The sequence below is a fragment of the Arthrospira sp. PCC 8006 genome (genome assembly GCF_046480465.1).
Lineage (GTDB): Bacteria > Cyanobacteriota > Cyanobacteriia > Cyanobacteriales > Microcoleaceae > Limnospira > Limnospira platensis.
Map to the genome: position 1 here is coordinate 1 of NZ_PKGG01000012.1, position 13260 is coordinate 13260.

13 protein-coding genes are annotated in these 13260 nt (G+C 45.5%); 1 reads left to right on the forward strand and 12 read right to left on the reverse strand.

Annotated features, from left to right (window positions below; all coding sequences use genetic code 11):
• From B9T16_RS03615 to B9T16_RS03640, 6 genes are all read right to left on the reverse strand, one after another.
• The coding region (locus B9T16_RS03615) for a reverse transcriptase domain-containing protein (protein ID WP_410244118.1) at window positions 1–612 on the reverse strand (612 nt) is incomplete at its 3' end.
• Entirely contained in the window at window positions 602–832 is a 231-nt protein-coding gene (locus tag B9T16_RS03620; RefSeq protein WP_014274255.1) for a reverse transcriptase domain-containing protein, read from the reverse strand. The genes B9T16_RS03615 and B9T16_RS03620, both read right to left, overlap by 11 nt.
• Complete coding sequence (locus tag B9T16_RS03625) at window positions 792–1013, reverse strand: reverse transcriptase N-terminal domain-containing protein (protein WP_014276721.1); 222 nt, start codon at window positions 1011–1013, stop codon at window positions 792–794. The genes B9T16_RS03620 and B9T16_RS03625 overlap by 41 nt, the downstream gene beginning before the upstream one ends.
• 21 nt (window positions 1014–1034) lie before the next feature.
• Window positions 1035–1259 carry a reverse transcriptase N-terminal domain-containing protein gene (locus tag B9T16_RS03630; protein ID WP_014276720.1) on the reverse strand — a complete coding sequence of 75 codons (225 nt, stop codon included), beginning with the start codon at window positions 1257–1259 and terminating at the stop codon, window positions 1035–1037.
• A gap of 674 nt (window positions 1260–1933) precedes the next feature.
• Window positions 1934–2332: a heterocyst frequency control protein PatD gene (patD, locus tag B9T16_RS03635; protein ID WP_410244119.1), complete on the reverse strand. Its 399-nt coding sequence runs from the start codon at window positions 2330–2332 to the stop codon at window positions 1934–1936.
• Window positions 2333–2466: 134 nt separating this feature from the next.
• Window positions 2467–2631, reverse strand: a complete 165-nt coding sequence (locus B9T16_RS03640; RefSeq protein ID WP_410223138.1) for a hypothetical protein — start codon at window positions 2629–2631, stop codon at window positions 2467–2469.
• 199 nt (window positions 2632–2830) lie between these two features.
• Between B9T16_RS03640 and B9T16_RS03645 the strand changes: the two genes are divergently transcribed.
• On the forward strand, window positions 2831–5125 hold the full coding sequence (locus B9T16_RS03645) for a RelA/SpoT family protein (RefSeq protein WP_410244120.1): 2295 nt from the start codon (window positions 2831–2833) through the stop codon (window positions 5123–5125).
• Between the two features lies 1 nt (window position 5126).
• On the opposite strand, the gene B9T16_RS03650 is transcribed toward B9T16_RS03645, so the two are convergent.
• The 6 genes from B9T16_RS03650 to B9T16_RS03675 all read right to left on the reverse strand — a co-directional run bounded on the left by B9T16_RS03650 (window position 5127) and on the right by B9T16_RS03675 (window position 13260).
• Entirely contained in the window at window positions 5127–6506 is a 1380-nt protein-coding gene (locus B9T16_RS03650) for a hypothetical protein (RefSeq protein WP_006617020.1), read from the reverse strand.
• Between the two features lie 222 nt (window positions 6507–6728).
• Window positions 6729–7331 (reverse strand): pentapeptide repeat-containing protein, encoded by a 603-nt coding sequence (locus B9T16_RS03655; protein ID WP_410244121.1) that lies wholly within the window; start codon window positions 7329–7331, stop codon window positions 6729–6731.
• 19 nt (window positions 7332–7350) lie between these two features.
• A complete protein-coding gene (locus B9T16_RS03660; protein WP_317268757.1) occupies window positions 7351–8061 on the reverse strand; it encodes a hypothetical protein in 711 nt (236 codons plus the stop codon).
• 92 nt (window positions 8062–8153) lie between these two features.
• On the reverse strand, window positions 8154–9347 hold the full coding sequence (locus B9T16_RS03665) for a hypothetical protein (protein WP_410244122.1): 1194 nt from the start codon (window positions 9345–9347) through the stop codon (window positions 8154–8156).
• A gap of 578 nt (window positions 9348–9925) precedes the next feature.
• Window positions 9926–10564: a DUF3386 domain-containing protein gene (locus B9T16_RS03670; protein WP_006617228.1), complete on the reverse strand. Its 639-nt coding sequence runs from the start codon at window positions 10562–10564 to the stop codon at window positions 9926–9928.
• A 218-nt stretch (window positions 10565–10782) separates the two neighbouring features.
• Window positions 10783–13260 (reverse strand): CHAT domain-containing protein, encoded by a 2478-nt coding sequence (locus B9T16_RS03675; protein WP_410244123.1) that lies wholly within the window; start codon window positions 13258–13260, stop codon window positions 10783–10785.

Here is a 13260-nt window from a genome sequence, read left to right on the forward strand (position 1 = left end):
ACTTATCAGTGCTGATTGTGGTGCGGTTTTATATTGTTTGATTACACCTTTTWTYATTTCTGTGTGGGCAACAACTGCTTTTTGGCTGGGTTTTATGTGGGTTTTATGTCCGATTAATCGACTCTTATATCCCCCTGTTTTTCCAGACTTGTATTTTCCTACTGGGTATTGCCTGATATTGAATCCGAGAAAATCAAACCCAGGTTCTTCTGTTTTGCCATTATACTCAATAGGTTTGAGTGTGTGACCAATTCGAGTCTTTTCGGGTTTAATCTCTAATCCTACAGGGTTTAACCATTCGGTGATAGCAATTTTGCACTGTTCAATGATTCCTAGGTCTTTGGATATGACTACAAAATCATCGGCGTATCGTATTACCGTGGCAAAAGGTTTGTAGTTGGTATTCTTAGGATACATTTTTTCTATTAACCTAACCATCCCCAACAGTGCGATGTTGGTGAGTATTGGACTTATTGCCCCTCCCTGGGGTGTCCCTGCTTCTGTATCCTCAAATACACCGTTATCTAGCACGCCTGCTTTKAGCCATTGTTTCAGGTCTCTTTTTAGGCGGCTTGGACAATGAATTTTGGACAGTAGGTATTCATGGTTCACGGTAAGAGCATTTTGCTATATCGGCATCAAGAACATAATATTGTCCTTGATTTATGGCAGTGTAAATTCTGCTAATTGCGTCATGGGCTGACCGTCCTGGACGGAACCCGTAGCTTGTGCCTTCAAATCTCGATTCCCATTCAGGTTCGAGAGCCGACTTAACCAAGGCTTGCCTTGCTCTATCTTGGATTGTGGGTATTCCTATTCCAGCTTTTTTCATCCCTACCAGGTTTTGGAATCCACACCCGTCGCAGTGGTTTTGCTTTGAGATTTCCCTTAATGTTCTTGACCAGTTCAAACCTTTGTCTTGGAGAGATTACTCTTACTCCATCAACACCGGCTGTCTTCTTGCCTTGGTTATCTTGGGGGGCGGGTTTATTAAGCTGACTGTTGGGAAGCATGGCTGACCGTGGAACCCGCCCCTACAGTCTCACTGCTAGGAGCCGGGCATAATATGATTTCACCAATAGACGTTGCCACCTTCGTGCCTTAGCATTTTGTCCCGATTTAGCTGCTCGAAATATACTCTTTTGGAGCTTGAAAACTTTCCGTTGAACCTTAGTCCATGGGATTGCCTTCCATGCGTTGTTCGTAGTCTTGATTGGTTTTGGTTTCCCAAACCCTTTCTTTAAACTCGCTATCGCCATTTGTACACCTACTAGGCTCTATTTCTTTACAATCAAACCGTGACCTGTTAGCATATCCCTGCCATTACAGTAGGGCGTTGGCTTTTGGTCACATCTCACATCCTCTAGGACTTGCGGTTACACTTATCCCTACTGATATCTCGACCAGATAATCAGAGTCCAGGAGGACTTAAAACGTTCCGTTTATATGGGCATTCCATCTTTAGATTTGTCCTTTCCACCGGGGTACTTTTAAAGGTCTGTGTAGGTAGTAACAGAAAACACCTACTTTTCCCCTTGCTCTTTTGAGCGCAGCGTATCAACCTATTTCGCTACTTACAATTGACGGTGGTTCAAGCCAGACATTTGGTCTCCCTAATCATGGATGGTTGGCAGTGGTCTCGATTCTGGTGTTGGGTTACACCTCGGAGCCTTCCGTTCCCCGCTTCAGTCTTGGGTTTGTGACTCCCAAAACTGGGGGTGGCTATCGCCGTTACCCTAATTTCCTAACTTTACTTATCCATTTCTGGGCTTCCTATAAGGAATTTGTATGAGTTAGTTCGTTTTGACCTTGGGTTCCCTGCCTTGTTTTGTATATTTCTATACCAAACTTTTGGGACATATAAACAGTTGTGAGGATGGTCAGTATTGCGCTCCTTATATTCAACCGAGGGGTTGAAATCCCCACCGGGTAGTTATTTCGGGCATTTCAGCCCTATTTCGTACCCGAACGTCTCGCACTCTGTGGTTTTGTCTAACACAACTGTGGAATATCCAATTACAATGGAAATGCGATCGCGCATAGAAGCAAGTCGCTCCCTGGTGGTAGCACTATGACGCGAGGCTTTCAGAAATCTTAGGTCTAACCCCAACAATCGCATCTGCTTATGGGTTTCTGTGATGTAGGACTGAAGTTGCGCCAGGCTGTCACTATCGCCTAGCTGCATAATCCGACTCTCAAACACCCTCTGAACCTCGCCAAAGGCTTCAGTCATCTGATTTACATCGGATTGGTCAGAAACCATGGTTTTTTGGAGTCTTTCCAAAGATTGCCTGAATTCTGTGATCGCTTTATGGAACTCCTTTGTTAACATAATGTTAAGAAGTTTGTCTATTATTTAACCATCATAGACAAAAATTGTACCTAAGCGCGACTGGGCTCACCCCAGGTTAATCTGGGTTAAATCTGGGTTAATGGTGATCCCTATGCAATTAGCATCCAATTGGGTTAATTGTTATGGTTATGAGATATGGGCGATCGCCCTATAGGAGAATACAGGGATATGTGGGGAATATCTGGGGGATAAGTTAGGATATTTCCCAAAGCCTGAAAATATCCCGTACAAAGGTGCGATCGCACGGCAATCACCCAGGTAACAGCCCCTGTGTGCAAGTGTGAATCGCTAACCTAATAGTAGCATCGCCGCCGGGGTTGTGGAGACTCCAGCGGTTCAATGATCAATTATTTTTTTCACACTGACTGCTGTTAGTCAGGAGAAAGCCCTATTTTACTCTGGGTCCGTCGTCCCACATATTTTGTATCGAAAACTACAAAGTCATCAAGTATCTGTAATTGAATAGGCCTAAATACCATGAACATCAAAACTCTATCATCCTCAAACACCTACGAATGCTTAGTGCCTGACTGGCTACAACATTGTCTGGACAACTCCCAAAGCCTGGAGTCATCAGATACCCGGTCATTTTCTCCAGACAATGATCTGATCTCGCGGGCTTTCCTATTTGCTTATCAACTGCATAAGGGACAATACCGCAAATCGGGGGAACCCTATATTAACCATCCCATTGCTGTAGCAGGTATACTGCGATTTTTAGGTAGTGATACCGCTATGGTGGCGGCGGGGTTTCTACATGACATCATCGAAGATACTGATGTCACTCCGGAAGAATTAGAAAGCCACTTCGGACCGGAAGTCCGCCATTTAGTGGAAGGTGTGACCAAACTATCTAAGTTTAACTTTTCTAATACCACAGAACGCCAAGCTGAGAACTTCCGGCGGATGTTTCTGGCTATGGCTCAAGATATTCGAGTGATTGTGGTTAAACTAGCCGATCGCCTCCATAATATGCGAACTCTGGAATTTATGTCAGAATCGAAACAGCGAAGTATTGCTTTAGAAACGCGCGAAATTTTTGCCCCGTTAGCGAACCGTTTGGGTATCGGTCGTCTGAAGTGGGAGTTGGAAGATTTAGCCTTTAAGTATATAGAACCGGAAGCCTACCGAGAAATTCAAATCCGGGTAGCTGACCGCCGGGCTATTCGGGAAGAAAAACTAGCAGCCTTAGCGGATATTTTACGCGATCGCATGGAAAAATCGGGGATCCGATGTTATGAAGTAACAGGTCGTCCCAAGCACCTTTATGGCATCTACAAAAAGATGCAAGAACGCCACAAGCAGTTTCATGAAATTTATGATATTGCTGCCCTGCGTTTAATCGTAGAAACTAATGAGGAATGTTATCGAGCTTTAGCGATCGTTCATGATTCTTTCCGCCCCATTCCCGGACGTTTTAAAGATTATATCGGACTGCCAAAACCTAACCGTTATCAGTCTCTACACACGGGAGTTATTGGGAACACTGGTCGCCCGGTAGAAGTGCAAATTCGCACGGTAGAAATGCACCATATAGCGGAATATGGAATTGCTGCCCATTGGAAATATAAGGAAACGGGCGGTTCAGAATTTGGCAAATTAACTGAAGCCGATGAGAAGTTTACCTGGTTGCGGCAACTACTAGAATGGCAAAGCGATCTCAAAGATGCTCAGGAATATTTAGATACGGTTAAAAACAACCTTTTTGATGAGGATGTTTATGTGTTCACCCCTGATGGTGATGTGATGGCTTTAAGCAATGGTGCTACTACGGTAGATTTTGCCTATCGGGTGCATAGTGAAGTGGGTAATCATTGCAAAGGTGCGAAGGTGAATGAACGGATGGTTCCCCTAGATACGGTGTTAAAAAATGGGGATATTGTGGAGATTTTAACCAATAAAAATAGCCATCCTAGTTTAGACTGGTTGAATTTTGTCAGAACTAGCACGGCTAAAAATCGGATCCGTCAATGGTATAAGCGATCGCATCGTGATGAAAATATCGCCAGAGGTCGGGAACTTTTAGAGAAAGAAATGGGTCGCAATGGTTTAGAATCTCTCCTGAAATCCGCGCCAATGCAGACAGTAGTTCATCGCTGCAATTATCACAGTGTTGATGATTTATTAGCTGCTTTGGGTTATGGAGAAATTACCCTGAAACAGGTGGTGCATCGACTCCGGGATGTGGTGAAAGCTAATAGTCCGGTTCCAGAAGTTTCGATGGAACAGGTGGCTAATAACCTACAAATGCAGAATTTAGCGCCTAGAAATACATTAAATGGCTCTGTACCTACTTCTACATCTACTAGCAAGTCTCCCATAGCCGGGGTTGAGGGGTTAATGTACCATATCGCGGGATGCTGTAATCCGATTCCTGGAGAGCCAATTATTGGGACTGTGACCCGGACTCGTGGGATTTCCATTCACCGCCAAGGCTGCCATAATGTTAGCAAGGTTAGTGGCGATCGCCTAGTTCCAGTTAGTTGGAATCCTACCCCCATTGACCAAGGACGACGGAAAACTTATCTGGTGAAAATTCAGATTGAGGTATTAGACCGGGTGGGGGTACTCAATGACATTTTATCTCGACTGAAAGACAACAATATCAACGTTCGTAGCGCTCAGGTTAAGACCTTTCGCGACGCTCCGGCTTTGATAGAGTTGGGTATCGAAATATGCGATCGCAATCAATTTGAGCAAACCTGTCTACAAATTAAAAACATCAGTGATGTTCTCAACTTGCGTCGCATGAACCGAGGCGATCAAAGCTAGGCTAAATTCGCCAATCTACAGAGGTGAGGGCGGCTTCCCACATTAAATGGGCGACTTCTGGGCGAGCAATATCGCTATGAGCGCCCTGGGAACCGCTACCCTCGCGGATAAATTCATCGGCGTTGATATTATAAATGGCTCCGGGAACTAAGGGATAATGGGCATCTATGGGTAACATATCGCAATTAACTGCTCGGAATTCGTGATCACCACTAGCCCCAAATGCTCCTAAAGCTCCATATTTAGGCAGGTTGTCGGTTGAGTAGAAACTAATCGATCGCCTGATTAAACTCGCAGCAGAAGCCCCTAGCGGATACCATTTACCTAGGGCGGTGTCCCATTTCGAGTGAGTAATAGCGATCGGACCTTTGACCAGGCTGTTGGTGATGATACCATGAAAATAACCCGGCACTCCTGGACTCAGGGGAATATCAGGAGAATAAGACCAGTGAGATAACGCCCCCTGTACCAGCAACAGGGAGTTAATGGGGTGGTGATTTCTCAAGTCGGTTCCCGACCCCGCCAAAGCCCCAGAAACGACGATACAGCCAAAACTATGACCCATGAGATGGAAACGCAGGCGATCGCCTCCCGCTTGTTGTAGTTGGGCTAACAGGTGAAAAGCGGCATTTTCCCCAAACTCTCGGGCGCGGTCTTTCATTTTCCAAAAGGAGAGGGTTCGCAACGGCGCTAGAAGTCCCCCCCAACTAAATCCGCTAAAACTGAGGGCTTCGGTTCTGGCTGCGGCAAAGGTAATTTCTGGATCAAAGGGATCGCGATCGGCACTGGGGGCGGCGGCAATGCCTATGGCTTGTAAACCAGCTTCGCGGTCTAATATTCGATAAGCATTGAGAACGTCTATAGGCAGGGTTTCTGGGGCTATATTTTCAGTGGCGGCATTAAAAATCACTTCTAGGGCGCATCTGGCGGCGGGGGTGTCGGCAATATTTTCCGCATAGCGATCGACCATTTCATCAACTACAGATAATCGCTGATTTTCCAGGTTCTCTTGGGGGGAATTATTCAAATTCATCGATAGGGGGGATTCTCCTAATTCATAATCTCCCCAAGGCATACTAGGCCAGTGTAAACCAATGGCTAGGGGATAAAATCCCGGTTGTACTTGCTGAAAACGTGCTTGATCATCTTTCTGCTGAATAACTGCTTCTATCCATCTTGTATACTGTCTCCGGGAGGCGGGAATATCACTTAACCAACCGTGGCTAAACAAAAATACATCGGTAACTGGTTGTTGCTGAATTACTTGTAAAACTCGTTCACTCATGAGACCGTCCGGGTCGTCAGTGCGTTCGTTTCCGTCTTTATCAAAGGCAATTAGATAATAGATAAAATCGCTGTTAGGGATAGTTTCAATGGGCATTTAATTTAAGAGGTGCTTATCATAATTAATCATAGCAAATCGGTTAATGATTTGGCAATATCGATAAATGGGCGGTTAGGGGTCAGCAGGGGAACCGGACGGATTAGAGATAGGCTTGATTACTTTCGATTATCTATCCCCCGGATTTTTTAAGCATCTGTAGCCCTATCTAAAACCAGGAAAAGGCTGTGGCTGCATCAACTAACCACAGCCCCTAGGTGATTAACTGGCTGGGGATTTTTTAATTATTTGTAATCCTGTGGGTAAACGCAGCATTTGTAAACCGATATTTCCCCGGGTAGGATTATAATCTAAGTTGGTATTTTCTAGGTTAGCCCCTGATAAATTCGCCCCTTCTAATTGGGCGGCTGAGAGATTGGCGGCTGTTAAATTCGCCCAAGTTAAATTAGCATAGTTTAAGTTTGCACGGCTGAGGTTAATATGAATAGCTTGACAGTGACTGAAATTCGCACCTACTAAGCTAGTTTTATAGAAGTTCGCCCCTTCTAAATAGGCGGCGGTGAAATTAGTGCGATCGCATTTACTACGGCTAAAGTTAGCGTTAAACAAGCAAGCATAACTCAAATCACTGTCTTGTAACTCACAATTAGCCAGGACTAAGTGACTTAAATCTAACCCTCGCAAATCCACGCCTTCCACAATTAGATTATTGAATCGGCGTTCTCCCCCCTGTAAGCGATTAATAAACTCGCTGCTACTGATGAGATTTTTTACGGGTTCAATGTCGTCAATTTCGGAGATATCAATATCGGCAGATTGGGATTTTTTGCCACTATTAAATAATTCATTCAGCCAGTTAAACATTGGTTTATCCTCCATGGTATCAATACTCTACTGAACCCCAGAATTGGGGAACTTGACGGGTGACGTTTTCTCGCAGTCGGGGAATTAAGAGCATCACAGTGATATAAAGGTCTTCAATTCCAGTGATTAAAGTGATTAGCTTCAAATCAGGATTAGGATAGCGACTGAGTTGATTTTGCAGAGCTTGCGGGCGCAGATATTCCTGTAAGTAAGACAAACCGTAACGCACATCATTAACTTGCTTAATTAAGGTCAAATAACAAGAGGCAAAACCTTCCTCAAATCCCGGTTCTGGAGCATCGGGATGATTCCTGGCGATCGCAGTTAAACGCTCCAGAAATTCGATAGTTTCAGTCAAGCTATCCAGCAACTCAAAACGCTGCTTTGAGTCGGGTTGATTGCCATTTTTAATGTTTTCACCAAAATCTGATATCAAGGCGCTTAAACTGTTAAATAAGCCTGGTAGAGATGATTCTATATGGTCTAGGTCGGACAATAATGCGCGGGCTTGTTTGGGGGATGTCAGTTGTCGTTGATAAGCTAACCTGGCGATTTCTTGCAATTGGGGGAGAGATTCACAGCGCCCAGTTTTGCGGTAGTTTTCCAAGAACCTGATCAGCAGAATGCGATCGCTAATTTCAGCGGGGGAAATGTCGGGTTTATTCTCAATGGGAGTAAGATGAGAATTGTTCAGATTACGATTAGGTTGTTGCATGGGAATCACTTTCATGGTTGCTAAGGATTTGAGCCAATGGCGGTGGGATAGTCTGTGAAAATATCCTGGTCAATTGAGATAGTAGAAAAGCACCCTAATTTGGCTGGTTATTTTTTGGGGGAATTATCCGGCAAATCTGCACCACTAATAAGATATTCGAGATAGGCTTCTATGGCTTCTCCCACTGCATCATCCCGCGACATAATCACATCCTCGCGGCGGGCGTGGGCGAGAGTCATCCAACAGGCGGCGGTGCTACTGACCACGGACAAAACCATCCAACCGAGGGAAATTCCCAACCCCGCAATATCAAAGCGCATGACTTTATAGGTGAGGTTTAACATGGCTAACCGGATGATTTCAGTGCCAGAGATTAGCTGATAATTATCATCAAAATGTCGGTCAAATAATTGGGGCATTTGTTGAGCCATAAATAGGACATCATCGCCGATTTGATGACGCTTGGCTAATTTATTTGCCCAGTCCTGCTGTGCTTGTTGTTTGATGGCGATCGCCTCTTGTTGTAGCCGCAACATCCGCTGTTCTGCGGGCAGATTTTCCGTGGGAACCGTCCGCCAATTGCGATCGCGATCGGCCCAGGAGCCGTATAATTTGACATATAAAGTATCCCAATTAGGATGATTGCGGGACGTGCTTTGAAACTCTTGCCGTAACTTTTGGTACTCTTCGCGCGCGCTTTCATAGGCGGGAGTTGTAGCCGGAATATCCGCCAAATTCTGAGTTTGTGTCTCGATGATTTCCAGGGCTTTTAAACTGCTAAGTTCCGGGCGATTATTCAGGGCTTCGCTACCGATAGCAGCCGCCAGAGATTGCAAGATTGACATAGCGATCATTGCCGCCGCCCCCGCTTTTGCCCAGTCCTGGTTGCCCCGTTTTCGTCCCGCCACAGCAGTACCATTTTCGTTAGTGAAACGCACCAGTAACAGGTTCAGCATTGGGCTAAAAATGAAAGCCAAAACGCCAAATTCCTTGAAAGCAAAAAACAAAATTGGTTGATTGGTTATGGCATTAACCAGACTAGCAGTGCTAATTACCCCCGCCGTGAGTTGGGAGTGTTCGACCAATTCATCAGTGACCCGTTTTTTGCCATAGAATTGTTTGGGATTTGCCCAAATGAAACCTAGGAGAAATAAGCCGATCTTCTTTGGAGTCTGTTGGGAATTATTAGCTTGGGGGCGAGGTTCTAACAGTTCTGGGTGCAGTTCCCGTAAAGTTTCGGCTGCCTTTTTTGCCTCTTGTTGAGGTTCGGGAATAGCAAAGGATTCAAAAGGTTGACTCATGGTGGGTGTTTTTTTGCTAAGATGGGCGAAATAGCCCCCCCGTGATTCAGCAAGGGGGACTCCAAATACTTATCAGTCCAATGACACTGAATTTATACAGTGATAGTCAATTCAGTTTCATCAACAGCCATTTCAGAACATTTCGCCAATCGACTTGAACCCTATGTGCAGCCGCACCTTCATGATTTAATTATCGGTTGGGGCGGGTTTATTAATATCCCGGTGGCGATGCAAAATTGACAGCAGAACCCGCCCCTACAATTATCAATTGTCCGGTGGGGCGGGTTTATTAATATCCTGGTGGCGATGCAAAATTGACGGCRGAACCCGCCCCTACAATTATCAATTGTCCGGTGGGGCGGGTTTATTAATATCCTGGTGGCGATGCAAAATTGACGGCGCTGGGGCGGGTTTATTAATATCCCGGTGGCGATGCAAAATTGACAGCAGAACCCGCCCCTACAATTATCAATTGTCCGGTGGGGCGGGTTTATTAATATCCTGGTGGGGATGCAAAATTGACAGCAGAACCCGCCCCTACGCGGTGGCTTTGTTCAAAATGAGATTACCAAACTAACCTAGCTTAACAGTTGAATGTTAGAGAAGGTAAAGCGATCGCTCCGATCGCTTTCTGGGTTGTGGATAATCCGCTCACTGAGGATTTGATACTTGCCTACTGGGGTATAGGAATCTTCAAAATCGCTTTTTTCCCCCTTCTGTGCCCCCGTTTTGGGGTCATGATAAACAGAATCATAACGGTGGGAAAGATAACCCTCCGGCGTTTGGTGGCTGCTGTGGGTGTAGATCGTCACTACCACCCCGTGAATGTGACGATGCACCATGCAAACCTCATTATTGCGGAGTTGGTAGCGATCGCCTTCCCCCTTGCCGCCGATAATGATTTCTACCGCCCCGGTTTCGTCCGTTTCGCCATAGCTAAACGTATTTTCTCCATGCACCGCCTCAAAATCTCGACGTACCCGGTGGATCGCCGTTTCCCACAGTTGCCCATGGATAGCCTTTTGCGCCGCCTCGTCAGCAACATCTAGCACTTCTGCCTTCATATCCGACCCGACCTTCGCCCGACCATGAATCACCTGGCCATCATGTTCGTAGGTGACATCAGCAGTGTAGCCTGGGAAATCCGCATCCCAGGTGTAACGATTTTCATAAGCAGCGCGGAAAAGTTCGCGAGCAGAAACTTGTGTAGCCGTCATAAATACTCCGAGTGTGAAGATGAACAATTATCAATTAGTATAAACCATTACAAGCAGATAGCCTTGGTGGGGCATTGCGCCCTGGCGATAGGGTTTCCCTCCCCCTAGCGGTTTCTCCCTGTCTGGTAACGGTCATTCATTCACACCAAAACTACCTCCCCCGCTACAGTTTCCGGCAGGGGGGTCACAAACCAGGAGTCAGAAACGGGGTTGTATTTCTATTTGAGAGATTCGCCCATGAGGGTAAAAGCTGCCCAATGTTTGGGTTGAGGATATTCTTCCATAGTGGTCAACATGGCTTGTCGTAAAGCCACAGCCCGATCGCCTTTTTGGGGTAGAAGTCGATAAAATTCCTGCATTAATTTGGCGGTGGGTGCATCCTCTGCTTGCCATAGAGAGACAATCACACTTTCAGCCCCGGCACCAATAAAGGCACGAGATAATCCGATGATACCATCACCTGTAATTCTGCCTCCACCTGTGTTACAAGCACTTAAAACCACTAAGGAAGCTGTTAAATTCAATCCCATGATTTCCTCAGAAGTGAGAAACCCCCGATCGCCATAACTTGGAGTTAGTGCGATCGCCCCTAAAACACCCCCAGACTCGCTAAAATCATCCAGTAACCCGTGGGTTGCTAAATGCACGATCGCCGCCGCATTAATGCGTTCCAAAACCTCTGATTTCGTCGCTGCACTACCAATTAACGCTTCTGTATTCAACATAGAGGCGATGGCGATCGCTTCGGCTTCTGCACCGGGTAAATTAGCTAATCTCTTGGGTTCTTCTCCCGGTTCTATAGACAATTTTGGCATCACCGGATTGCCCACCACTAGAGCATTGGCGGGGTTATTTGTCCTGTTAATTCTCCGGTTTTCTGCCAGTTGGCGAGTCAATTGTAACACCTGAATGGCTGGGGCGGTTAGAATAGTATGGTTGAAAATTAAATAGCGATCGCTTTCATCGATTAACGCCGGAAACGGCACAAACAATAACTCCTGGTGGGGGATAAATATCACCTTATCTTCTGGATTTTGCGGCAGTAAATCGGCAATCGGTTTTATCAGTAAATCGTGCAATTGTTGCAAGTGACTATTTCTGAGATTGCGGGTAGAAATGCTGGGCAGAGTTTCCGTGATTCCCTGGCGAGTTCCCCGCACCAAAGCCGTTAATAAACCTTCCGCTTCCGAGTCCGTACCCTCCGCCAAAAAAGGCACTAAAGTCTCCCTAAACGTTTCTAATTGGCTTAAATTTACTTCCCGAAAAGTGATGTTTCCCGTCGGCTGCACCACCCAAATAAATAAAGCGGAATTGTTGCCGAAATTATCACTAATAATCGAATATTGAACTAGGGTAGCATTTTGCTGTCCTGCCACTTTTTGAATGTCGGAAATCCTCATAGGCGGATTATTTTGCCGGTCATATTCTTGCACCGCTTCAGGAGATAGTTGTTGGGCGATTAATTCCAGGAAAGCACGAGCGCGTCCTCTCTCGGCAATTTCTAAGGCGATTTCCGGTTTATTTTGGCTAATTAATGCTTTTTGTAGTATACTATAACTAGACCGATATTTATCAAAAATCGAGACTTTATTGGCATCGCTCAAGCCGGGTCGCAGAGATTCTAATGCGTCAATTGCCGCGTATAAGGTTTGGGTAGCTTCCGCGATTTTTCCAGCTTCAAATAAAGCGACACCTTTATTATTGAGGGTGACAGCAATTCCGGCTGTATTCCGTAAATTTCGCCGAATTTCTAAGGCGCGATCGTAGAATTCTATGGCTTGGGAATAGTCCCCCATTAATCGATGAACTGAACCGATATTATTCAAGGCTTGACTCTGGGCATCTTCTTCACCGATCGCCCTCATAATTTCTAATCCTTGGTTGTACAATTGCAACGCTTGGGAATAGTTGGCTAATTTCTCATAAGCCGCCCCCATATCTAACAGGGTTTGACCAACCCCGACAGCATCTCCGATTTCCGAGGCGATCGCTAACCCTTTCCCATAGAATTCTAACGCTTGGGAATAGTCCCCCAGAGCATGATAAACCGCCCCCATATTAGCGAGAGTAATTCCCACCGCAAAATCATCATCTTCTTGTGCAAATATCGCCCCGGCTTGTTGGAAATAAATCAGGGCTTTTTGAGGTTGTCCTAAAGCTCGATAAATTTGCCCCATATTATTAAAAATAACAGCCGATCCATAGGATTCTTCTGCTGGCAAAACTGCCAAGGCTTGCTCATAAAAATTGATGGCTTGGGGATAGTTAGCTTGGGAGGAAGAAAGCGCCCCCAAATTAATCAGAGTTTGGCTAATTCCCTGTCGGTCGTTAAGATTTTGGCGAATAGTTAAAGCCTCGTTTAAAAAATGCCCAGCCTGGGGATAATTGCCCAAATTGCGATAGACAACACCGATATCATTTAAAATCAACGCTTCTAGTTGGCGATCGCCTTCCACCCGCACCTTATGCAAAGCGCGATCGAAGGTTATCAACGCTTCTTTCAATTCACCGCCAGCGACCTGTTTATCTCCGATTTCATGCAATTGAATCGCCTCAATGACCAGATCTTCTCCCCTTTCTTGTGCCAAAACTGGCAACCCTGTTACCGGAAACCAAAGAAATTTGATAAACTCAATTTTACCCAGAGTCATAAACGCAATCAGAAACAGACAGGATGAAATGTTTTTTAGAGGCAT

Coding starts and splice junctions, on each gene's coding strand:
- B9T16_RS03670 (WP_006617228.1), bottom strand. CDS start 10,564: ATGACGGCTACACAAGTTTCTGCTCGCGAACTTTTCCGCGCTGCTTAT.
- B9T16_RS03675 (WP_410244123.1), bottom strand. CDS start 13,260: ATGCCTCTAAAAAACATTTCATCCTGTCTGTTTCTGATTGCGTTTATG.
- B9T16_RS03620 (WP_014274255.1), bottom strand. CDS start 832: ATGAAAAAAGCTGGAATAGGAATACCCACAATCCAAGATAGAGCAAGG.
- B9T16_RS03665 (WP_410244122.1), bottom strand. CDS start 9,347: ATGAGTCAACCTTTTGAATCCTTTGCTATTCCCGAACCTCAACAAGAG.
- patD (WP_410244119.1), bottom strand. CDS start 2,332: ATGTTAACAAAGGAGTTCCATAAAGCGATCACAGAATTCAGGCAATCT.
- B9T16_RS03660 (WP_317268757.1), bottom strand. CDS start 8,061: ATGAAAGTGATTCCCATGCAACAACCTAATCGTAATCTGAACAATTCT.
- B9T16_RS03630 (WP_014276720.1), bottom strand. CDS start 1,259: ATGGCGATAGCGAGTTTAAAGAAAGGGTTTGGGAAACCAAAACCAATC.
- B9T16_RS03625 (WP_014276721.1), bottom strand. CDS start 1,013: ATGCTTCCCAACAGTCAGCTTAATAAACCCGCCCCCCAAGATAACCAA.
- B9T16_RS03655 (WP_410244121.1), bottom strand. CDS start 7,331: ATGTTTAACTGGCTGAATGAATTATTTAATAGTGGCAAAAAATCCCAA.
- B9T16_RS03645 (WP_410244120.1), top strand. CDS start 2,831: ATGAACATCAAAACTCTATCATCCTCAAACACCTACGAATGCTTAGTG.
- B9T16_RS03650 (WP_006617020.1), bottom strand. CDS start 6,506: ATGCCCATTGAAACTATCCCTAACAGCGATTTTATCTATTATCTAATT.